Consider the following 21355-nt stretch of genomic DNA (forward strand, 5'->3'; position numbering starts at 1 on the left):
ATGACTGAGCAGCGCAAATCAGCTTTAGCAGTTGCCTCTCTTTGGGCGTGGTTTATCCCCCTTCTGCCACTTGGTCTTGCAATTGCCATTTACTTTGGTGAACTACAAACTCCGACGTTTTTGTTCATCAATCGCTATACCCAGATTCTCCCGGACACTCTTTGGGCTTGGCTTACTTTCATTGGTAATGGCTGGGGAATCTTTGCCTTGTGTTTTCCGCTTTTAGTACTGGCGCCTCGATTACTGAGTGCCGGACTATTGGCATCCCTGATTGGCGGGGCAATTAGTCAAATTATCAAACCCTTTTTAGCCCTCCCTCGCCCTGCTGGAGTGCTGGCCTTAGAAGATTTTTATCGCATCGGCGAGCCTTTATTACATAGGTCAATGCCATCGGGGCATACACTCACTGCTTTTGCAGTAGTTTCTGGAATCTACTTTGCTAGCGATCGAGAAAAAAGAAGCTCTTTATGGTGGCTCTTCATCATTGCAAGCTTTGCCGGCATCTCTCGCAATGCACTTGGCGCTCACTGGCTTACAGATGTTTTAGCCGGCTGCGCCATTGGAATTTGGTCGGGCATGCTTGGGGCAATATTAGCCGGATTAATTCCAGATGCGCAGCTAGCACCCAATAAGATCGGGTCTCGCTTACTTGCTCTCGGCGGCCTTGCGACGATCTATGTACTTTTGACCAAAACCCTAGACTCAGAACTCAATCAATCTTTGCAATATGCTTGTGCAGCATTAATTAGCATCACCCTGGCTTTATTTATTAAAGCGCAAAAACCTAGAGGCATTTAAAGATGTTTAGTTATCGCCATGCTTTCCATGCTGGCAGCCATGCCGATATTCTGAAGCATCTAGTGATGATTCATTTAGTCGAATACCTTCAAGAAAAGCCAGGCGCCCTGACGATTGTTGATACTCATGCTGGCGCTGGTATTTATAGCCTCATAGATGGCTTTGCTACGGTCAGCAAAGAAGCGGATCAAGGCATTTATCGCTTAGCTAAATTTGCAGAGACCAATCCCGTTAGTCCGGGCATTGCCAATTATCTCGAATATATTCAAGCCGAGAATACTGTAGATGAAATCACCATCTATCCTGGATCCCCATTTATTTTGGCGCGATTGCTTAGATCCCATGACCGTTTGAAGCTTTTTGAGCTTCACCCCAAAGAGATTGATATCTTGCGCCACAATATCAGCGAGCTCAAGCAATCAAAACAAATTGACATCTACGCAGAAGATAGCTTTGCGAGATTAAAGGGCTTGATGCCCCCACCTAGTAGGCGTGGACTTGTTTTAATTGACCCCTCTTACGAAGATAAGCAAGACTATCGTTATCTTGAAAATACGATGGAAGAAGCTCTGCACCGCTTCGCTACTGGTTGTTATGCAATTTGGTACCCATGTCTCTCCAGAAGAGAATCGGCATCCCTACCCGATCACATGAAGAAGATTGCGGCGGCACATAAACGGTCTTGGTTGCAAGTTGAGCTGCAGGTTGAGAATGCCCCTAAAGAACGCCGACTTCAGGCTAGCGGCATGTTCATCATCAATCCGCCGTGGACACTAGAAAAGCAATTGGCCGAAAGCTTGCCTATTCTCGTCAAAGCGCTTGACCAAGATAGTGGTGCTGGGTTTGTACTAAAGAATTTTGAGGTTTAATCTACGACCTGAATCATGACCTCATTGCGACGCATGAAGGGTAGCGTCCAAGGTGGGTTGTAGCGTGCAAACTGAGGCTCACCGACAGGCTTTAGATTCTTGATCTTGATCCAATCACGCAATGCCTGAGTTTTTTCCTGAACCTTCTCTTCGTTATAAAAACCAGAAAAAGTAATCACCGCCCTTTTCTCGGCAGGCACTTCTCTAATTTTGACCTGCGGATTTAATGGCTTTGGCAAGCTAGCCAAGGTGTACTCTGCAGGCATCACAAATGATACCGTCCATTGATTGCCCGCACCCTCAGAAGACTTGCTACTCTCGATCCCTACGGGAGCAGTCATGGCAATCTTGGCACTCTTATTTTGATCGCTGGATTCAATTCCAACAGGTGCAGTCATGGCTATCTTTTCGGATACCTGATTTTTTCCAAAGATATATGCTGCAATCAAACGAAAGCCTTGATTCGAGGCGGCATCTAAATCCCCATCCACCTTAACTTCTGCAACTATGAGTGGAGCGTAAGCACGCAATTCAAATGGCTCGGATTTCTCCAGGAGGACATACTTCGGCTCTTCAGTTGCCATTACAGTACTCGCAATCAATATGCTGGTGAGGAATGCTAAAACTCGCAAGGAGATTTCCTTAATATGAATAACTACCAATGAGACTGAATACTAAATCCCGATGCATCATATTGAATGTGCGCTTGCGCACCTACCGGCAAGGTGAGTTTCTCAGCTTGATGACCAAACGGCAATCCAGTTAACACGGGGATGCCGTCAGGAAGACGTTTGCAGATAGCCTCAATAGCACTTTCCAAGGAGTAACCGCGATCATTGTCGTAGAGACGATATGCGGAAAATCCCCCCAAGAGAATGGCGCTTTGATTTTCTAATATCCCAGCATCCAGCAATTGCATGAGCATACGCTCGATTCGATAGGGATGCTCATTGACATCCTCTAGAAATAGAATTCCACCCTGGGTTTGTTCTTGCGTTGGCAAGTAAGGCGTACCAACCAGTCCTGCCAGCACAGTGAGGTTTCCACCCCAGAGCAGTCCTGATACCTTGCCTGCGGCAGACTTGCTTAAGAAGGGTTGCGCAAGCTTAATGGTGCAATCTAATTTGCGCTCGTTGATAGCTTGTTGAAAATTCGTCCACATGAACGCATTGGGAGCAACTCCCTCGCCCTGCTCTCCCTGGCAAGCAAAGTCAAAGTTGAGCATGGGGCCAGCTAAAGTTACTGCCCCAGTCTTTGCCAATAAGCCTAACTGGAAGACCGTGAAATCACTATGCCCACAAATCTGTAGACCGTTCTGAACAGCTTTAGCAATAGCGCTCCACTGAATATCCGGGAGCAAGCGATGTAATCCGTAACCCCCACGCATAGCTACGACCGCCATATCAGGAGATAAGGTAGCTAGTTGATTGATGTCAGCCAAACGTTCTGCATCCGAGCCAGCAAAACGTTGCTCAACTCGATTTATGCAATCTGTATTAAGAACTTCAATACCCTGCTTCTGAAGCCACTCGATTCCAGCTAATGGGCTACTAGCATCGAAGCTCGCCCCTGAAGGAGCAATCAAATGAATTTTCTTCAACGCCGCTCCTTAAAAAAATCACGTAGCACTTGACCACACTCTTCACCCATGATGCCACCTTCAACCTGGGTCTGGTGATTAATCTGCTTTTCTGAGAATACATTGAGCACGCTACCGGCGGCGCCAGTTTTAGGATCGGACGCGCCAAAGACTACGCGCTCCACCCTGGCATGCAGCATCGCTCCTGCGCACATAGTGCAAGGCTCTAATGTGACATAAAGAGTTGTGCCTGGCAGGCGGTAATTGGATTCACTCTGGGCTGCAGCACGCAACGCCATCATCTCGGCATGGGCACTAGGATCGCTATTAGTAATTGGTCGATTAAAACCAGTAGAAATAACTTGACCATCTCGAACCAATACAGCTCCAACCGGGACTTCACCAGCAACAGCAGCGAGCTTAGCTTGACTCAAAGCCTGCTGCATAAATTGGCGATCAAGCTCTGCTTGCATATTACTTCTTAGGAATGAGAAACGTCTGCCCAACAATTGGGTGTTTCATAAAGACGAATAGACGCAAGCTTAAGTCGGCCATCAAAGGCTTTCTCAAAAACAGGCTGCAGCAATCTAAAGGCTGCGCTAGCTAAGTTTTCAACAGTAGGAACATGCTCCATCACTACAGTCTTGTGATTCGGAATGGAGTTTAAATACTCTACTAATCCAGCATCTTCTTTAGCCACCAAAAACGCATGGTCCCAAGGCTCCACTACATATTGATTGGTGAGGCGCTTGATATCTCCAAAATCTAAGACCATGCCATCATCTGCCTTACCGGGATGATCCGCAATCACACCAGTCAGAGTGACCTCAATCGCATAGCGATGGCCATGCAAATGACGGCACTGCCCATCGTGGTTCGGAATACGATGGCCCGAGTCAAACTCCAGGCGACGGGTAATTGAAATGGCTTCTTGCTTGGTGGTCATGATTGCTCTTCTGAATACTTAAATATAGCTATAACTACTATCGAATACCGATCATTTTATGGGCCTGAACACTCAAACGCCATAAAGGCCGCTTTTGGCATAGGCGAACGGCTAATGCGAGGTTTTCTTGAAGGTCTGGACCATCCATGGCCTGCAAGAAGCGATTGCGGTAATCCATCTTCTCAAATCTTGCCAATAAGGTCTCTAAGGAGCTATGACCTGCCTGCGGAATCACTACCTTAATCTCATCGGCCTGCAACACAATGAGCTCTGAGCCGGCCTTTGGGCTGACACATACCCAGTCAACACCCTTGGGAACCTTAATCGTCCCGTTGGTCTCGATAGCAACAGCAAAGCCTTTAGCGTGTAAAGCATCAATTAAAGAAGCGTCGAGCTGTAGCAATGGTTCGCCACCAGTGAAAACAACATAACGCTGCTGAGGACCAGCAGAGGTGCTATTCCAGACCTCTTCTATGGTGTCAGCCAATAGCGAAGCAGTTTCAAACTTGCCGCCACCAGCACCATCACTACCAACAAAGTCGGTATCGCAAAATTGGCAGACTGCAGTGGCGCGATCTTCTTCGCGGCCACTCCACAGATTGCAACCAGCAAAGCGGCAAAACACTGCCGCACGACCTGCGTGGGCACCCTCACCCTGGAGGGTTGGAAAGAGTTCTTTTACGGTATACATAGCTATGTGCTGATTTTAAGCGCTTTGCTTACTTCCAGGACACAAGCTCCCACTCTAAGTAGTCTTCCCAGAGGGCATCATTCCAGAACATTCCCCCCAAGAGATATCGCCCGTACCCGCGACGAATGACCCAACGACCCACTTCTGGTGAAAGCCACATATCTTCTTGGCGATAGTTGGCAACCCTAAAAACATCGTTACTCTCAAAATAAGGCGCTTCATTTTGGTATTTCAATACTGGAAATTGGCCAGCCGGGACACTGACACCCTCCCATTGGAGCGCTGATACATTTAACCCCCAGTAATAACTACTGTCGGGATAGCCAACAACTTGATACCGCGTGCGGTAGAAACCAGACCAACCTGGAACAAGTTGCTCAGGCCATGCTGGAAGAGCCTGTTCAAATTTTTGAGGAGGATTCCAGTGTGGGTCCTGGAGGATATAACCCCAAGGGTCTTGGATTTCATCAGGAAGCGGCCCCGCTTTGAGTCCGCTTCGCTGAATTCGAATCTGGGGCGCAATAGAAACCACCTTCTCCGTAACAATATCCACCAACTCTTGGTTAAATACATTGCGAACGTTGTAGACCCACTGCTGCCCTACTTGTGGCGCCCTCACCTTGGGAGGGCTAATCGGTTGAGGCAAAGGGGTTGAGGCTGGATAAGGCTGCGCAGGAATACAGGCCACCAACAATACTGGTGACAGCAGTAAAAGAAATCTGCGTAATTTGCTTATTTGTAGGAACTTAGTTGCCATTGGTAGCTACCTTCTAAAATCACTGCACCAATCTGCCCCTGAATTTGATAAGAACCAGAAGCTTCACGCGCAACCCAGCGGCCAATCTGTGGAGCAAACCAAACAGTTTCCTTCCGAATGCAATCGACTTTGTTTGGATCTTCACTCTCATAATTAATAAGGTTCTGAAAACGCAGTGCCACGAATTCTCCGGCAGGGACGGTAATTTTTTCCCAGCCTTGCACACTCATGTATTCCTGCCAATTTAATCTCGAGTCTGAATAGCCGGCAATACTGTACTTAGTAGTGAACTGTTTCGCCCAGGTTGTTGAGAGCTGCTCTGGCCAAAGCGGTAAAGATGGGCTGAAGTCGAGCAAACGCGACCACTGGGTATCTGTAGAAACCATTCCCCATGAAGTCTGAATTTCACTGGGTAAGCGAGCGCCATCAGCATTCATGCGGTCAATCACAATGGTTGAGCCAATATTAGAAACACGCTCAGTAATTACATCCAAGGTTTTTCCATTAAAGACATCTTTCTTGATGTAGGTCCACTCTTGCCCCACTTGCGGTGGACGAACCACAGGAAGTGATTTTGGTTGAGCCACAGGAATGCCATGCTCATACGAAAGGCTGCCACAGGCTACTGGAGCTAAAGCGGCTGATGCAATGAAGGTGCGGCGAGACAGATTCATATTGCTACCCATAGTGAATTTATTAAGCAAGTGAGATTGCTTAAGTTTATACATGCCTTAAAGCTTTGGCTATTTTATTGCGACCTACCGAAGCCTTTGGAATGCCAGGCATATCAAACCATTTATGTACATCCTCTTCAAAGCCAACGCCATGCATAAAGTTGTAAATCGCCTTCTTAAGGCCGATGCCGAGCAGATCATGATCTACTCCCGCAGGGTCGATGAAGGCAACATCATTCTTAGCAAAACTAATTGGGGGCAATGGTACGAGCTCAACCCCATATGCTGCCGGGTCAAGACCTACCGGAGAATGCACCGTGCAAGTGAAGCGATGAAAAAATCCACTCTGAATGCAGCCATTTTCAAAAAGCTGACGAACATACTCCAAGGAGTCGACGGTTTCTTGAACAGTTTGCGTTGGAAAGCCATACATCAAATAAGCGTGTACCAAGATTCCCGAATCAGAGAATCCTTTAGTCACTTGAGCGACCTGCTCGACTGAAACACCTTTTTTCATGAGATCAAGTAGCCTGTCAGATGCGACTTCTAATCCACCAGACATAGCAATGCACCCACTTTGCGCTAATAGTTCGCACAGGTCTGGCGTAAAGGTTTTTTCGAAGCGAATATTGCCCCACCAAGAAATGACTACCTTGCGACGAATTAATTCCTCAGCAAGTGCTTTCAAGATTTTAGGTGGCGCCGCCTCATCTACAAAATGAAATCCCGTCTGACCAGTCTCAGCAACAATTGCCTCGATACGATCAACTAATAGAGCAGCTGAAGCAGTTTCATAACGAGATATGTAATCTAGACTGACATCACAAAAGCTACATTTTTTCCAATAGCAGCCATGAGCAACCGTGAGCTTATTCCAACGCCCATCACTCCATAAGCGATGCATGGGGTTGAGCATGTCCAGCAAAGATAAATAGGAGTTGAGCGGCAATCCATCCCAGGTGGCCGTTCCGACATCCTCAAATGGAATATCCGGCTCTTGCCAATTAATGTAACTAACCTCATTACTGGCATTACGAATGAAGGTACGCACCAATCTTTCCGCAGAACGCTTGCCATTTAAATACTCAAGCAGAGCAAGCAATGGTCTCTCGCCCGAGTCTAGGGTGATGTAGTCAATAAAATCAAATATGCGTGGGTCGGTGAGCTCACGTAACTCAGTATTCACGTAGCCGCCACCAAGGCCAACCTTGATATTAGAGTGATGTTGCTTGATGGTTTGAGCAATTCGTAATGCAGCGTACATTGCTCCAGGGAAAGGCACTGAGAGCAATACGAGGCTTGGCTGATGCTTTTCAATGGAAGATTTTGTTAGCTCTTGTAAATGCAAATCCATTAATGTGGGGCTTGCTGCCAAGGCATCCGCCAAAGGCGTAAAAGTAGGCTGACTACCTGCCAAGGATTCGGCATAGCGAACAAACTCAAAACGCTCATCCACCGCATCACGTAGGACATCGGATAGATCATTGAGATAGAGAGTAGCTAGATGACGCGCACGATCTTGAGATCCGAGCGCACCAAATGCCCATGCCAATGAGTCAGAACCCTCTTCTTCATCATAAGCTTCCAAGGATGCGAAACGCGGTCCTTCAGGCAACAAAGTGCGACTGTTGATGCGATGAGCAAGAGTGCTATCGCGTCCTTGTAAAAATGTAATCACCAAAGCGATGGTGCTTTGGTAATCTGCAAAGTAATCTAGAAAGAAGTTGACACTCGCACTACGGTTTTCTTCGGGGAGTTTCAAGGATTGCTCCTGAATCTCGAGTAAACCATGCGGAGTGAAGAAACCTAGGACCAAGGCCAAAGCCAAATCCTCTTGTACTGCATCAAAGCCACGTGAACGCAGAAAGCCAGTGAGATAAGCCGTAGATGGATACGGCGTATTCAGCTGCGTCATCGGTGGAATGAGGCTCAGAATCTTCATGCTACTTGCGTCCGTTTCTCACCAAGAGATTCTAGTAACTCCAATTCCTCAGAAGTAAAGCCAGCTTGCTCACGGGCATCAAAATTAAATGGCCCCCTCAAAGTGGGCGCACGGTACTTCTCGGCCAACTCACGATAAGTCGTAATTGGGGATAAGCCCTCATTGACACATAAGAAGTTAAACCAACGATTGCCAACAAGCACATGTCCTATCTCATCATGGAGAATGATTTCCAGAATCTCTACGGCGCGATCATCTTTGATTTGCTTAAACCGATCTCGAATCTCCGGAACGGCATCTAGACCTCTCGCTTCCATAGTTCGAGGAACCAAAGCCATTCGGGCAATCGCTGAATCAGCTGTTCTCTCAACCATCTCCCACAAACTATTGTGGGCTGGGAAATCACCATAACTAAATCCAAAGGACTGTAAATGGGCATCGATCAAACTGAAATGGTAAGCCTCTTCTTTTGCCACTCTTAACCAGTCTTCGTAATACGCCTTAGGCATATTTGGAAATCGCCAGATCGCATCGAGGGCTAAATTCATGGCATTAAATTCAATATGTGCCAAGGAGTGCCAAAGAATGGCTCTGCCTTCAACCGTATCCATTTTTCTTTTGGGAACAAACTTCGGCGCCACTAAGTCTGGCTTAGCGGGTCGACCTGGGAGGCAATTATTTTGACTATCGGGATTGCCAGCTAGATTTACAACAATGCGTCCAGCTTGATACTCATCGAACAAGTTGGCCAACTGGCTAACCTTGGATTGCACATCGGTATTTGCCAGTATTGCGAGGGAAGTTTCTCGTAACTCAAGCATGGTTATGGGTAAAGGCGAACTGAAGTCGCCTATTCCCACTCGATAGTTGCCGGAGGTTTTCCGCTGATGTCGTAGACCACGCGATTAATGCCACGAACTTCATTGATGATGCGATTGGATACCTTGCCTAGTAAATCATGCGGCAAGTGGGCCCAGTGCGCAGTCATAAAGTCTTGTGTTTGAACCGCTCTAAGAGCGACAACGTATTCATAGGTTCTACCGTCACCCATAACGCCTACAGATTTCACTGGCAAGAACACTGCAAAGGCTTGACTAGTGAGGTCATACCAAGATTTTTGGCTTGCCTCATCAATGGTATTGCGCAACTCTTCAATGAAGATCGCATCAGCACGTTGCAAAAGACTTGCAAACTCATATTTGACTTCACCCAAGATGCGAACACCGAGGCCTGGGCCTGGGAATGGATGGCGATACACCATCTCGCGTGGCAAACCTAGGGCAACGCCGAGTTCGCGCACTTCGTCTTTAAATAATTCACGCAATGGCTCAAGTAGCTTGAGATGCATATCTTCAGGCAGGCCACCCACATTGTGATGACTCTTAATCGTATGCGCACCCTTCTTACCTTTACCAGCAGACTCAATGACATCTGGGTAAATGGTTCCTTGAGCAAGCCACTTGGCATTTTTAATCTTGCCGGACTCAGCTTGGAAAATCTCAACAAACTCTTTACCAATAATCTTGCGCTTAGCTTCTGGATCAGCAACACCAGCAAGCTCAGACATAAACTTTTCTTTGGCATCCACGCGAATGACTTTGACACCGAGGTTGCGGGCAAACATTTCCATCACCATGTCGCCTTCATTTAAACGAAGCAAGCCATGATCAACAAATACGCAAGTGAGCTGATCACCAATAGCGCGATGGATTAAAGCCGCCGCTACGCTAGAGTCAACGCCACCAGATAAACCAAGAATGACCTCTTCGTCACCAACCTGCTTACGAATATGGTCCACTGCTTCACTAATATAGTCACCCATCACCCAGTCCGGCTTGCACTTGCAGATCTCATGGACAAAGCGAGCCAAGATAGCCTCACCTTGCAGGGTGTGCGTTACTTCTGGATGAAACTGGAATGCATAAAATTGACGCTCTTCATCTGCCATGCCGGCAATCGGGCAAGACTCTGTTGAAGCCATCAGCTTGAAAGCTGGTGGTAAGGTGGTTACTGAATCACCATGACTCATCCACACCTTCAGAATGCCATGGCCTTCACTGGTGGAAAAATCCTGAATGCCTTTCAGCAAATTAGTATGGCCATGGGCACGCACTTCCGAGTAACCAAACTCGCGGGCTTTACCCAAAGATTCAGCAGAAGCAACCGCACCACCAAGTTGGGTCGCCATGGTTTGCATGCCATAGCAAATACCCAAAACAGGAACACCCAATTCAAAAACGATTTGCGGTGCACGAGGACTTCCCTCTTCAGTAACGGAACTAGGTCCACCTGAAAGAATGATTCCCTTACCACCCTGCTCTTGAATGAATTTGCGAATAAATTCTGGATCGCAATCGTAGGGATGGATTTCAGAATAGACGCGGGCATCTCGCACGCGTCTAGCAATTAATTGGGTGACTTGTGAACCAAAGTCGAGAATCAGTATTTTGTCGTGCACGAAAGGAACAGCCTTAATCAATGTGGTAATTTGGTGCTTCCTTAGTGATCTTCACATCATGAACGTGTGACTCGCGTACACCCGCTGAAGTGATTTCCACAAAATTCGCTTTTTCATGAAGTTCATCAATCGTCTTGCATCCAAGATAGCCCATTGAAGAACGAATACCACCAGTCAGTTGATGCAAGATGGCAAGGACACTACCCTTGTAAGGTACTTGACCTTCAATGCCTTCAGGTACTAGCTTCTCTGCATTTGCAGCACTGATATCGCTTTGGAAATAACGATCAGCAGAACCATCCGCCATCGCGCCTAAAGAACCCATGCCGCGATAGCTCTTGTATGAACGACCTTGATACAAGAACACTTCGCCTGGAGCTTCTTCAGTGCCGGCAAACATGCCACCCATCATGACTGAGCTTGCGCCAGCAGCCAAAGCTTTAGCAACGTCACCGGAGTAACGCACACCACCGTCCGCAATTAACGGAATGCCCGTGCCTTTGAGTGCAGCAGCCACATTCACAATCGCGCTGATCTGAGGAACGCCTACACCAGCAACAATTCGGGTTGTGCAAATGGAGCCTGGGCCAATACCGACTTTCACACCATCAGCACCATGGTCAGCCAATGCTCTGGCAGCATCACCAGTAGCAATGTTTCCACCAATCACTTGTACATGAGGATAGTTTTTCTTAACCCACTTAACGCGGTCTAGTACACCTTGGCTATGGCCGTGAGCGGTATCGACCACAATCACATCGACGCCTGCGCGAACCAGAAGTTCAATACGCTCATCGTTATCAGGACCCACACCAACAGCAGCACCAACGCGCAACTTACCTTCGCTATCTTTACAAGCATTTGGGTGCTCGGTGGCTTTCAAGATATCTTTAACGGTGATTAAACCGCGCAATTCAAACTTGTCGTTAACAACCAGCACACGCTCTAAGCGATGCTGACTCATCAAACGCTTTGCCTCCTCTAGGGAGCAACCCTCTTTAACTGTAATCAAGCGCTCACGCGGAGTCATCTTCGTTTTTACTGGCGCATCTAAGTCTTCCTCAAAGCGCAAGTCGCGGTTAGTAATAATGCCCACCACTTCTTTACCAGTAAGAACTGGGAAACCAGAAAAGCCATGCTCACGGGAAAGTTGAATAACTTGACGTAGCGTGACATCAGGACCGACAGTAATCGGATCGCGCAAAATGCCGGATTCGTAACGCTTGACCTTAGCCACTTCCCTAGCCTGCTCAGCAGGCTTGAGATTTTTATGAACAATACCAATGCCACCTTCACTGGCCATGGCAATTGCCAAGCGGCCTTCGGTGACGGTATCCATAGCTGCGGACACCAACGGTGTGTTTAGTGAAATATCTCGAGTTAACTTACTTGCCAAGCTGGCATCTCGAGGGAGTACCGAAGAATAAGCCGGTACGAGGAGCACATCGTCAAAAGTGAGTGCTTTTTGAATGAGTCGCATGCAAAACCCCTAGTCGCAAAAACCGATTATAGCCTCCTAGCCTTTCTTTTAGCTGCGGCAGCCTGGAATTTGGCATCTTGGTTCTGGTTAGCCTTCTTGCGGCGGACAGCTTTTGGATCCACTAAGAGCGGTGAATACAGCTCCAGACGATCACCCTCATAAATAGGACTATCCCAGTCCTTGCGCTTGCCAAAGACGCCAAAACAGCCTTTTCTGGCCAGGACGGGATCCTCAGGGCCTTGGGCAATTCCACTCTTGATAAGTGCCAAGCCCACTGTGGGAGTGTCAGAGATTGATAAATGCAGGGTAAAGGGGCTGAGCTGAGGCTCACCCAAGCGGGCATCGCAAATCCAAATCTCTATGGACTGCTTAGCCATAGAGGTCTTCGGCTCGCTTTACGAAGCAATCCACAAAGGTGCCTGCAATATGCCCAAATACCGGCCCAATGATCTTATCCAAGATGACGCTCTTGAACTCCCAATGGAGCTTGAACTCCACCTTGCAGGCATCCTCCTTAAGGGGGATAAAGTTCCATTGACCAGAAAAATGCTTGAATGGGCCATCCACAAAGACCATATCAATGGTTTCAGGGCGGTGATTGATGTTTCGAGTATGAAAGTACTGATTAATACCCTTGAAGTGGATATTGATTTTGGCATCTAAAACAGTCTCGGTTTGCTCAAAAATTTCCACCCCACCACACCAGGGCAGGAACTCGGGGTAGCGCGCAACGTCGGTGACTAAGCCATACATGCGGTCGGCTGATTGGCCAATTAAAACGGTCTTGTAGACGTCTGCCATAATCGATCTTGAGAAGCTAAATAAATATGAGTATCGTCGATAACAAAAAAGCCTTCTTCGATTATTTTATCGAGGAACGGTTCGAGGCAGGACTAGTGTTGGAAGGCTGGGAAGTAAAAGCCATCCGTGCCGGTCGAGTCCACATTAAAGAAGCGTATGTTGTCATCCGTCGGGCGGAGCTATTCCTGATCGGCTGTCACATCACCCCGCTACTATCAGCTTCTACGCATATCGTCCCAGACAGCACACGCACCCGCAAACTCCTCCTCAATGCGATTGAGATTAAAAAGCTCATCGGTAAAGTTGAGCAAAAAGGCTACACCCTCGTTCCGCTGAATCTGCATTTCTCGAAAGGGAATGTGAAATGCGAGATTGGGCTAGCCCGAGGCAAGAAGCAACATGACAAGCGTGCGGCCACTAAAGAGCGCGAATGGGAAGTTCAAAAAGGGCGCATTGCTAGGGGCGACCTTAACGCTTAATTGGATAAACGAGTCCATAACCATCAAAGCGAAGAATTAATGCACCAAATCGGTGCATAGGGCACCAAGCTGCCTCATCCCCCCAGTTTTTTAACACCCAAAGGCATTAGTTTGTAACTATGAAATTGCCTTTTGATGAAATGCTCGACGCCAGCGGAAAAGCGCGTCCCCATTACCAAGTTTTCCATAATTGGCTGAAGCAGCAGAGCGACACCCTGATGGGTCTCAAGCGCGCTGAGGCTGACCTGATTTTCAGACGAGTTGGCATTACTTTTGCCGTCTATGGAGATGATCTTGGGTCTGAGCGGACTATTCCTTTTGATCAAGTGCCCCGCATCTTTACCGCCAAAGAATGGGAGCAATTAGAGGCTGGATTACGTCAACGGGTTAAAGCACTCAATCGCTTCATATATGACGTGTATCACGAAGAAGAAATTATCAAAGCCGGAATTATTCCTGCTGAGCAGATTTATAACAATGCGCAATATCGCCCAGAGATGCGCAACGTTAGCGTGCCGCGAGACATCTATGCCCAGATCGCCGGGATTGATATCGTGCGTGCTGGCGAAGGCGAGTTCTACGTTCTAGAAGATAACCTGCGCGTCCCATCTGGCGTCTCTTACATGGTTGAGGATCGCAAGATGATGATGCGACTCTTCCCAGACTTATTTCAAAAATATCGAGTTGCCCCTGTTGAGCACTATCCCGATTTTTTATTGGAATGCTTGAAGTCTGTCAAACCAGACGATGTTAAAAAGCCGAATGTCGTAGTGCTCACTCCTGGCATGTACAACTCCGCCTACTTTGAACACAGCTACCTAGCTCAGCAAATGGGCGTGGAATTAGTAGAAGGTAAAGATTTGTTTGTAAAGAATGAGCAAGTCTTTATGCGCACAACGCAAGGACCCGAGCGGGTCGATGTAATTTACCGTCGCGTCGATGATGACTTCCTAGATCCCCTTGCGTTTCGCTCTGATTCAACCTTAGGTGTCGCTGGATTACTCTCCGCACATCGCGCAGGGAATGTAACCCTAGCTAATGCCATTGGTACTGGCATTGCTGATGACAAGTCAATCTACCCTTATGTACCGGACATGATTGAGTTCTATTTGGGTGAGAAACCCATTCTGAATAATGTACCAACCTTTCAATGTCGTAAACCAGAGGATCTCGCATACACCTTAGCCAACTTGGACAAGTTGGTGGTGAAGTTGACGCATGGTGCTGGCGGATATGGCATGTTGGTTGGACCAGCCTCCACCAAAGCGGAGATTGAAGAATTCCGTGGGCATCTGATTGCTAATCCAGATAAATACATTGCACAGCCAACGCTTGCACTCTCCACTTGCCCAACTTTTGTTGAGTCTGGTGTTGCGCCACGGCACATTGATTTACGGCCATTTGTTTTGTCAGGAAAAACTATCAAGATGGTTCCAGGTGGCCTGACTCGCGTTGCCCTTAAAGAAGGCTCTTTAGTGGTGAACTCCTCGCAGGGTGGCGGCACTAAAGACACCTGGGTTCTAGAAGAATAAAAGGGATAAGTAAATATGTTGAGTCGTACCGCTGATTGCCTTTACTGGATGGCCCGCTACACAGAGCGAGCAGAAAACACTGCCCGCATGCTGGATGTCAACCACCAAACTTCTCTACTCCCGCAGCCTGCAGAATTTTTAGAGCAAAGTTGGAAGAAGTTACTCACCATCTCCAAGCTAGAGGAATCTTTCCTGCAGAAATACGATGTCGTTACTCGTGAGAATGTCTTGGACTTCATGATTTATGAAACCAGCAATCCCTCCAGCATCGTGTCCTGCTTATTTGCCGCGCGTGAGAATGCTCGTGTCATTCGGGGGAAGATTACTTCCGAGGCATGGGAAACCCAAAATACCACTTGGCTAGAATTGCAGCGCATTCTGGAGGCTCGCAATCAAGCTGACCCCAGTAGATTGCTGGATTGGGTAAAGCATCGCTGCCATCTATTCCGAGGTGTTATGCATGGCACCATGCTCAAGAATGAAGCCTTCTATTTTATGAATGTTGGCACCCTTCTAGAGAGGGCTGATAACACCGCTCGTATTTTAGAAACCAAATACGAAGGTCAGGCAGCGTTGAAGGTATTGCGTACCGATAAAAAAGGTAAGGCAGTTGACGGCGAGGTCGCGGAAGTTATTGATGGGGCTGATGGCGACTTCTTTGACTTTTACCACTGGGCCGCCCTACTTCGATCGGTTTCTGCTTTTGAAATCTATCGGCAGATCTACTCAGATCAAGTAACCCCCAAGCAAGTAGCCCAACTCTTGATTTTCAATAAGCAAATGCCACGTTCACTGGTTTGCTGCGTCAATGAGCTCATCCCCTTGATTGCGGAAATGAAGAATCAGCAATCCAAAGAAATTGAACGTCTCCTTGGCAAACTCAAGGCCAGCTTAGATTACTCTGATATTGATGAAGTCTTTTCTCAAGGGCTGGAGGAATTTATTGAAGAATTCTTAGAGCGCATCAATCACATTGCTGATGAATTCAGTAATGCTTACCTCATACCATTAGCCGTAGCCTAGAGATCACTATGCACCTCAAGATTCGTCACCGCACAGAATACCGCTATGAAACGCCGGTGCGTTACTCCATTCAAGAGTTGCGCCTCACGCCGCCTGATGTAGCCGGCCAAACAATTGATAAGTGGAAAGTTAGCACGCCGATTAAGGCAAGCACCTCACTCGATGCATTTGGAAACCTATACAGCGTTTTTGTTCAAGAGAGTTCATATACCTCAATGATGATTGAGGCCGAGGGTGATGTTCATACTCAAGATGCTTTTGAGTTTATTGATGAGCCCAAGGCAGTCTCACCTTTCCACTTGCTCCAACAAACGAATTTGACTGAACCAACAGCTGAAATGCTGGAGTTCTTCTCGGCATCGCTCCCGAAGAAAAATACGGTTGATGAGGTTTTAGAGCTGGCTGCCGCCGTACAGGGAACTATTCTGTATTTCCCAGGGCAAACGAATTCCGCCACCACCGCCGCCCAATCTTTTGCCATGAAATCCGGCGTCTGCCAAGATCATGCGCATATCATGCTGGGCCTATGTCGCGCCTCAAACATCCCAGCGCGTTATGTCAGCGGCTACTTCTTTGCTGAAGATTCTCCAAACCTAGCTAGTCATGCCTGGATTGATTTCTGCACTGATATTGATCGGGGTGTATGGACCAGCATTGATATCACCAATGCCTGCTTCACCGATGCGCGCCATGTTCGCCTAGCAATTGGCCGAGATTACTACTCAGCAGCGCCCGTTAAGGGGGTACGCTCAGGTGGAGGCGGCGAAGAGTTAAGTGCCACTATCTCCATTACTCAACCGAACTAATCCTGCACTCAGCAAAGCCAAGTAAGAGATAATTCAAGGAAATAATTAAAGGGGCTGCAGGATGACGTATTGCGTTGGGCTTTGCCTAAAAGATGGCTTGGTGTTTTTATCGGATACCCGCACTAATGCGGGCGTCGATCAGATTGGTACATTCAGAAAGATGTCTTTATTCCAAAAGGATAAAGATCGCTTTTTCACCCTCATGAGCGCCGGCAATCTTGCCATCACTCAGGCCGTGAAAGAGATCCTATTGCAAGGCCAACTTCTCAACGGCAAGAATCTGTGGAATGTCGAAAGTACCCATGATGCAGCCGTCGTCATTGGCGATGCCATCAAGCAGGTTTACGACCGAGATCACAAAGCGCTAGAAAAAGCTGGGATTGATTTCAATTGCAACCTGATCTTTGGTGGGCAAATTAAGGGTGAGCGTCCGCGACTCTTCAATATCTACTCAGCCGGCAACTTTATTGAAGCCACACCTGAGACTTGTTACTTTCAAATTGGCGAATCCAAGTACGGTAAGCCAATCTTAGATAGGGTCATTACTTTCGATACCCCTCTAAATTTAGCTACCAAGTGCGCCCTGATCTCAATGGACTCCACACTAAATAGTAATATTTCCGTTGGTCTACCACTGGACTTGATGGTCTATGAAAAGAACTCATTGCAAGCCAGTAAGCTGGTGACGATGGATGAGTCCAACCCCTACTTCCAAATGATTCATCAGCTCTGGGGTGAGAAATTACGCTCCGCATTTAACTCGATTGCAGAGCCAAGCTGGTCTGGAGCCACCCCTTCCCGCTCGATTGCATCGCCTGCCAAGAAGATGGGGGCGGTGCCCATTCATCGCGCCAGCAAAGCCATAAAGAAAGTAGCTGCACCGGTTAAGACGGCAGCTAAAGCTAGCCCAAAGAAAAAGGTAGCTACGAAATCCAAGCGCTAGTTCGGTTAAGTACTACAAAACAAAAGGCCTAGATTTGCATCTAGGCCTTTTTCATCTCTTGCTAATGATTAGCAATTGAGGGGTTACGCTTCTTTCTTACCCAACATCTCCCAGGTAGCTACTACACTATCCGGATTGAGAGAGATTGAAGTAATACCCTTAGCAACCAACCAGCGTGCAAAGTCTGGGTGGTCTGATGGGCCTTGACCGCAAATACCAACGTATTTGTTTTGTTTGCGGCAAGCCTCAATGGAGCGAGCAATCATGAACTCAACCGCAGGGTCGCGCTCATCAAAGTCAATCGCCAACAATTCCATACCGGAGTCGCGATCTAGACCCAAAGTTAACTGAGTCATATCGTTTGAGCCGATTGAGAATCCATCAAAATGCTCGAGGAATTGATCCGCCAAAATCGCATTGGAAGGAATCTCACACATCATGATCAGGCGTAAGCCTTTTTCACCACGCTTGAGACCGAACTTCGCCATCATGTCGATCACGCGCTCAGCTTGTTTGATAGTACGTACAAATGGCACCATGATTTCAACGTTATCTAAACCCATATCTTCACGAACACGCTTCATCGCAGCGCACTCTAAAGCAAAGGCTTCACCGAAATCTGCTGATACGTAACGGGATGCGCCACGGAAACCGAGCATTGGATTCTCTTCATCCGGCTCATAGCGTGAACCGCCGATGAGCTTCTTGTACTCGTTTGACTTAAAGTCAGACAAGCGAACGATCACTGGTTTTGGATAGAAAGCCGCAGCAATCGTTGCCACACCCTCAACCAATTTATCTTCGTAGAACTGACGTGGGCTTGCATAACCGCGAGCAACACTTTCTACAGCGCGCTTGAGATCAGGATCAATATTTGGGTACTCCAACACAGCGCGTGGGTGCACACCAATGTAGTTGTTGATGATGAACTCAAGACGGGCTAAACCAACACCAGCATTTGGGATTTGGCAGAAATCAAATGCTAACTGAGGGTTACCAATATTCATAGTGATCTTCACTGGGATCTCTGGCAATACGCCACGAGAAACTTCAGTCACTTCAGTTTCGATCAAGCCATCATAAATATGACCTTCGTCGCCTTCTGCACAAGAAACCGTCACCATCATGCCGTCTTGCAAGTGCTCTGTTGCATCACCACAACCGACAACCGCAGGAACGCCCAACTCACGAGCAATAATCGCTGCATGGCAAGTACGTCCGCCACGATTAGTCACAATCGCAGAAGCGCGCTTCATTACCGGCTCCCAGTTAGGGTCAGTCATATCAGCAACCAATACATCGCCAGGCTGTACGCGATCCATCTCGCTTGGGTCACGAATCACACGAACCGGACCCGCACCAATCTTTTGACCAATCGCACGACCTTTAGCGAGAACCTTAGATGTTCCCTTGAGTTTGTAACGCATCTCCACTTGACCAGCGGCTTGACTCTTCACTGTCTCTGGGCGTGCTTGCAGGATGTAAATGCGGCCATCTTGACCATCTTTGCCCCACTCGATATCCATTGGACGACCGTAGTGCTTCTCAATGATGACTGCGTACTTTGCTAATTCAGTAATGTCTGCATCTTCCAAAGAAAAACGATTGCGTTTCTCAGGAGCAACATCCACAGTCACCACCTTCTCAGCAGAACCTGCTGGGGCGAATTGCATCTGAATCAACTTAGAGCCTAAGGAGCGACGAATAATCGCTTTCTTATCTTGAGCCAAAGTTGTTTTGAATACATAGAACTCATCTGGGTTCACTGCACCCTGCACCACTGTCTCACCCAAGCCATAGCTGGAAGTAATGAACACGACATCTTCAAAGCCAGACTCGGTATCCAGGGTAAACATCACACCAGCTGCGCCAAGGTCAGAGCGCACCATACGCTGGATACCGGCAGATAAGGCTACTTCAGCATGGGCAAAGCCCTTGTGGACACGGTAAGAAATCGCGCGATCGTTATACAAGGAAGCAAACACTTCACGAATCTTCTTCAGAACATCATCGATACCCTCAACGTTTAAGAAGGTCTCTTGTTGTCCGGCAAATGAAGCATCTGGCAAGTCTTCTGCTGTTGCTGAAGAACGAACTGCAAAGGATCCTTTGCCAGAGTCATCTAATTTTTTAAACGCTGTACGAATCTCTTCATCAAGACGTGGTTGAAACGGCGCAGTCTCAATCCAGCCACGAATTTCTTTACCGGCCTCAGCTAAGGCGCGCACATCATCAATATTGAGATTTTCTAAGCGCTTCTGGATGCGCTCGGTCAAATTGTTGTGCTCTAAGAAATCACGAAATGCTAGTGAAGTGGTTGCAAATCCAGTCGGTACACGTACGCCCGTAGAAGACAACTGAGAAATCATTTCACCCAATGAGGCATTTTTACCGCCGACTGACTCAACATCAGTCATTCGGAGTTGCTCAAAAGGCAAAACATAGGCATTTGCTACATCATTACTTTGTTGCTGTTGGTTGGACATAAAATACTCTCTAAAGATAAGGAAACTGGTCGAGCGGCCGAATAAAATACGGCATACTTCATTAACTACGTATTGTAGTGCTGACCACGATTTTTTAGGCCAATCTCATGTCTACCCAAACCCGCATTGTTTTTATCGTTTCTGACGGCACCGGAATTACCGCCGAGAACTTCAGCCAGTCGATTTTGGCCCAATTTGAGGCCACTTTTAAGCACATTCGGGTCCCTTTTGTGGATAGCTCTGAAAAAGCCCATGATGCCGTTTCTAGCATCAATCAGGCAGCCTCCAAATATGGTGTTCAGCCCATTGTTTTCACCACTTTGGTGAATCCCGAGCTCAACAAAATTGTCGGCAAGGCTAACGGCTTGATTCTGGACATGTTCCAGACTTTTGTGGCCCCTTTAGAACAAGCGCTGGGGGTTAAATCAACCCATGCCATGAACCGACTGCACCACAATGCGGATACCGAGGCTTATAAAAACCGTATTGAAGCTATTAACTACTCCCTGGCTCACGATGATGGCCAGTCGAATCGCAATCTAGCAGAAGCTGATGTCATTCTCGTTGGGATATCTCGAGTGGGTAAAACGCCAACGAGCCTGTATTTGGCGATGCAATATGGAATGAAGGCGGCCAACTACCCTCTGATACCTGAAGATTTTGAACGCGGGCAGTTACCAAAAGATTTAATCCCCTATCGCAACAAGATTTTCGGCCTCATGATCGATGCTGAGCGTCTTTCAGAGATTCGTAATGAGCGACGCCCTGGCAGCAACTACGCAAAATTGGAAAATTGCCGCTACGAGATTAATGAAGCTACCGCCATGATGAAAAAAGAATCTATTCCTTGGGTAGCAACAACTAGCAAATCGATTGAAGAGATCGCTACTACCGTATTGCAATCTATTAAGTCAGATAAAACAATCTTAGGCTAGAAAAGTCACCTTCGGGGTCTGCTTTCGACCTTGATTTCAACCCGTCGATGCAACAGTTAGGGCAAAACGTTCTGCCGGTGTTTGATAGTTTAGTGTTTTTCTAGGACGTTCATTGAGTTGCCTTGCTACAGCATTGAGTTTGGCTTGGGAGTAATT

At 47.5% G+C, this 21355-nt stretch carries 22 protein-coding genes and 1 pseudogene; 8 read left to right on the forward strand and 15 right to left on the reverse strand.

Annotation, left to right across the window (positions count from 1 at the left end):
* Positions 1 to 798 carry a phosphatase PAP2 family protein gene (locus tag ICN30_RS07570; protein WP_216274510.1) on the forward strand — a complete coding sequence of 266 codons (798 nt, stop codon included), beginning with the start codon at positions 1 to 3 and terminating at the stop codon, positions 796 to 798.
* 2 nt (positions 799 to 800) lie between these two features.
* On the forward strand, positions 801 to 1667 hold the full coding sequence (locus tag ICN30_RS07575) for a 23S rRNA (adenine(2030)-N(6))-methyltransferase RlmJ (protein WP_216274512.1): 867 nt from the start codon (positions 801 to 803) through the stop codon (positions 1665 to 1667).
* Here the strand turns inward: ICN30_RS07575 and ICN30_RS07580 are convergent.
* The 13 genes from ICN30_RS07580 to ICN30_RS07640 are packed head-to-tail and all read right to left on the reverse strand — an operon-like array spanning position 1664 to position 12995.
* Positions 1664 to 2299: a heme-binding protein gene (locus ICN30_RS07580; protein ID WP_255533163.1), complete on the reverse strand. Its 636-nt coding sequence runs from the start codon at positions 2297 to 2299 to the stop codon at positions 1664 to 1666. The genes ICN30_RS07575 and ICN30_RS07580 overlap by 4 nt on opposite strands.
* Positions 2300 to 2322: 23 nt before the next feature.
* Positions 2323 to 3267: an LD-carboxypeptidase gene (locus ICN30_RS07585; protein ID WP_216274514.1), complete on the reverse strand. Its 945-nt coding sequence runs from the start codon at positions 3265 to 3267 to the stop codon at positions 2323 to 2325.
* Positions 3264 to 3719, reverse strand: coding sequence for a tRNA adenosine(34) deaminase TadA (gene tadA / locus ICN30_RS07590; protein WP_216274516.1), 456 nt, complete (start codon positions 3717 to 3719; stop codon positions 3264 to 3266). The genes ICN30_RS07585 and tadA overlap by 4 nt, the downstream gene beginning before the upstream one ends.
* A gap of 8 nt (positions 3720 to 3727) precedes the next feature.
* Positions 3728 to 4192, reverse strand: a complete 465-nt coding sequence (queD, locus tag ICN30_RS07595; RefSeq protein WP_216274518.1) for a 6-carboxytetrahydropterin synthase QueD — start codon at positions 4190 to 4192, stop codon at positions 3728 to 3730.
* 37 nt (positions 4193 to 4229) lie between these two features.
* On the reverse strand, positions 4230 to 4883 hold the full coding sequence (queE, locus tag ICN30_RS07600; protein ID WP_216274520.1) for a 7-carboxy-7-deazaguanine synthase: 654 nt from the start codon (positions 4881 to 4883) through the stop codon (positions 4230 to 4232).
* Positions 4884 to 4911: 28 nt separating this feature from the next.
* On the reverse strand, positions 4912 to 5640 hold the full coding sequence (locus ICN30_RS07605) for a hypothetical protein (protein ID WP_216274521.1): 729 nt from the start codon (positions 5638 to 5640) through the stop codon (positions 4912 to 4914).
* The gene (locus ICN30_RS07610; protein WP_216274523.1) at positions 5616 to 6314 is read right to left on the reverse strand and encodes a hypothetical protein; all 699 of its coding nucleotides are present in this window, start codon (positions 6312 to 6314) and stop codon (positions 5616 to 5618) included. The genes ICN30_RS07605 and ICN30_RS07610 overlap by 25 nt, the downstream gene beginning before the upstream one ends.
* Positions 6315 to 6360: 46 nt before the next feature.
* A complete protein-coding gene (locus ICN30_RS07615) occupies positions 6361 to 8256 on the reverse strand; it encodes a radical SAM protein (RefSeq protein ID WP_216274524.1) in 1896 nt (631 codons plus the stop codon).
* Positions 8253 to 9077 (reverse strand): ferritin-like domain-containing protein, encoded by an 825-nt coding sequence (locus ICN30_RS07620; RefSeq protein ID WP_216274525.1) that lies wholly within the window; start codon positions 9075 to 9077, stop codon positions 8253 to 8255. The genes ICN30_RS07615 and ICN30_RS07620 overlap by 4 nt, the downstream gene beginning before the upstream one ends.
* 29 nt (positions 9078 to 9106) lie before the next feature.
* Positions 9107 to 10714, reverse strand: a complete 1608-nt coding sequence (gene guaA / locus ICN30_RS07625; protein ID WP_216274526.1) for a glutamine-hydrolyzing GMP synthase — start codon at positions 10712 to 10714, stop codon at positions 9107 to 9109.
* A gap of 13 nt (positions 10715 to 10727) precedes the next feature.
* Positions 10728 to 12194, reverse strand: coding sequence for an IMP dehydrogenase (guaB, locus tag ICN30_RS07630; RefSeq protein ID WP_216180643.1), 1467 nt, complete (start codon positions 12192 to 12194; stop codon positions 10728 to 10730).
* Positions 12195 to 12220: 26 nt separating this feature from the next.
* Entirely contained in the window at positions 12221 to 12571 is a 351-nt protein-coding gene (locus ICN30_RS07635) for an RnfH family protein (RefSeq protein WP_216274527.1), read from the reverse strand.
* Positions 12564 to 12995 (reverse strand): type II toxin-antitoxin system RatA family toxin, encoded by a 432-nt coding sequence (locus ICN30_RS07640; protein ID WP_216133814.1) that lies wholly within the window; start codon positions 12993 to 12995, stop codon positions 12564 to 12566. The genes ICN30_RS07635 and ICN30_RS07640 overlap by 8 nt, the downstream gene beginning before the upstream one ends.
* 26 nt (positions 12996 to 13021) lie before the next feature.
* Between ICN30_RS07640 and smpB the strand changes: the two genes are divergently transcribed.
* The 5 genes from smpB (at position 13022) to ICN30_RS07665 (ending at position 17778) form a co-directional block, all read left to right on the forward strand.
* Positions 13022 to 13474: an SsrA-binding protein SmpB gene (gene smpB, locus ICN30_RS07645; protein WP_015421400.1), complete on the forward strand. Its 453-nt coding sequence runs from the start codon at positions 13022 to 13024 to the stop codon at positions 13472 to 13474.
* Positions 13475 to 13593: 119 nt separating this feature from the next.
* Positions 13594 to 15006, forward strand: coding sequence for a circularly permuted type 2 ATP-grasp protein (locus ICN30_RS07650; RefSeq protein WP_216274528.1), 1413 nt, complete (start codon positions 13594 to 13596; stop codon positions 15004 to 15006).
* 15 nt (positions 15007 to 15021) lie between these two features.
* On the forward strand, positions 15022 to 16029 hold the full coding sequence (locus ICN30_RS07655) for an alpha-E domain-containing protein (protein ID WP_216274529.1): 1008 nt from the start codon (positions 15022 to 15024) through the stop codon (positions 16027 to 16029).
* 8 nt (positions 16030 to 16037) lie between these two features.
* Positions 16038 to 16835 (forward strand): transglutaminase family protein, encoded by a 798-nt coding sequence (locus ICN30_RS07660; RefSeq protein WP_216274530.1) that lies wholly within the window; start codon positions 16038 to 16040, stop codon positions 16833 to 16835.
* Positions 16836 to 16896: 61 nt separating this feature from the next.
* Positions 16897 to 17778, forward strand: a complete 882-nt coding sequence (locus ICN30_RS07665; RefSeq protein ID WP_255533166.1) for a proteasome-type protease — start codon at positions 16897 to 16899, stop codon at positions 17776 to 17778.
* 83 nt (positions 17779 to 17861) lie between these two features.
* On the opposite strand, the gene ppsA is transcribed toward ICN30_RS07665, so the two are convergent.
* On the reverse strand, positions 17862 to 20264 hold the full coding sequence (gene ppsA, locus ICN30_RS07670) for a phosphoenolpyruvate synthase (protein WP_216274532.1): 2403 nt from the start codon (positions 20262 to 20264) through the stop codon (positions 17862 to 17864).
* A gap of 107 nt (positions 20265 to 20371) precedes the next feature.
* Between ppsA and ICN30_RS07675 the strand changes: the two genes are divergently transcribed.
* A complete protein-coding gene (locus ICN30_RS07675; protein ID WP_216274535.1) occupies positions 20372 to 21199 on the forward strand; it encodes a pyruvate, water dikinase regulatory protein in 828 nt (275 codons plus the stop codon).
* A 36-nt stretch (positions 21200 to 21235) separates the two neighbouring features.
* On the opposite strand, the pseudogene ICN30_RS07680 reads toward ICN30_RS07675, so the two are convergent.
* A pseudogene (locus ICN30_RS07680) lies at positions 21236 to 21355 on the reverse strand (IS30 family transposase); the annotation flags it as partial.

This window comes from Polynucleobacter sp. 31A-FELB (genome assembly GCF_018882405.1).
In the GTDB taxonomy this organism is placed as follows: Bacteria; Pseudomonadota; Gammaproteobacteria; order Burkholderiales; family Burkholderiaceae; genus Polynucleobacter.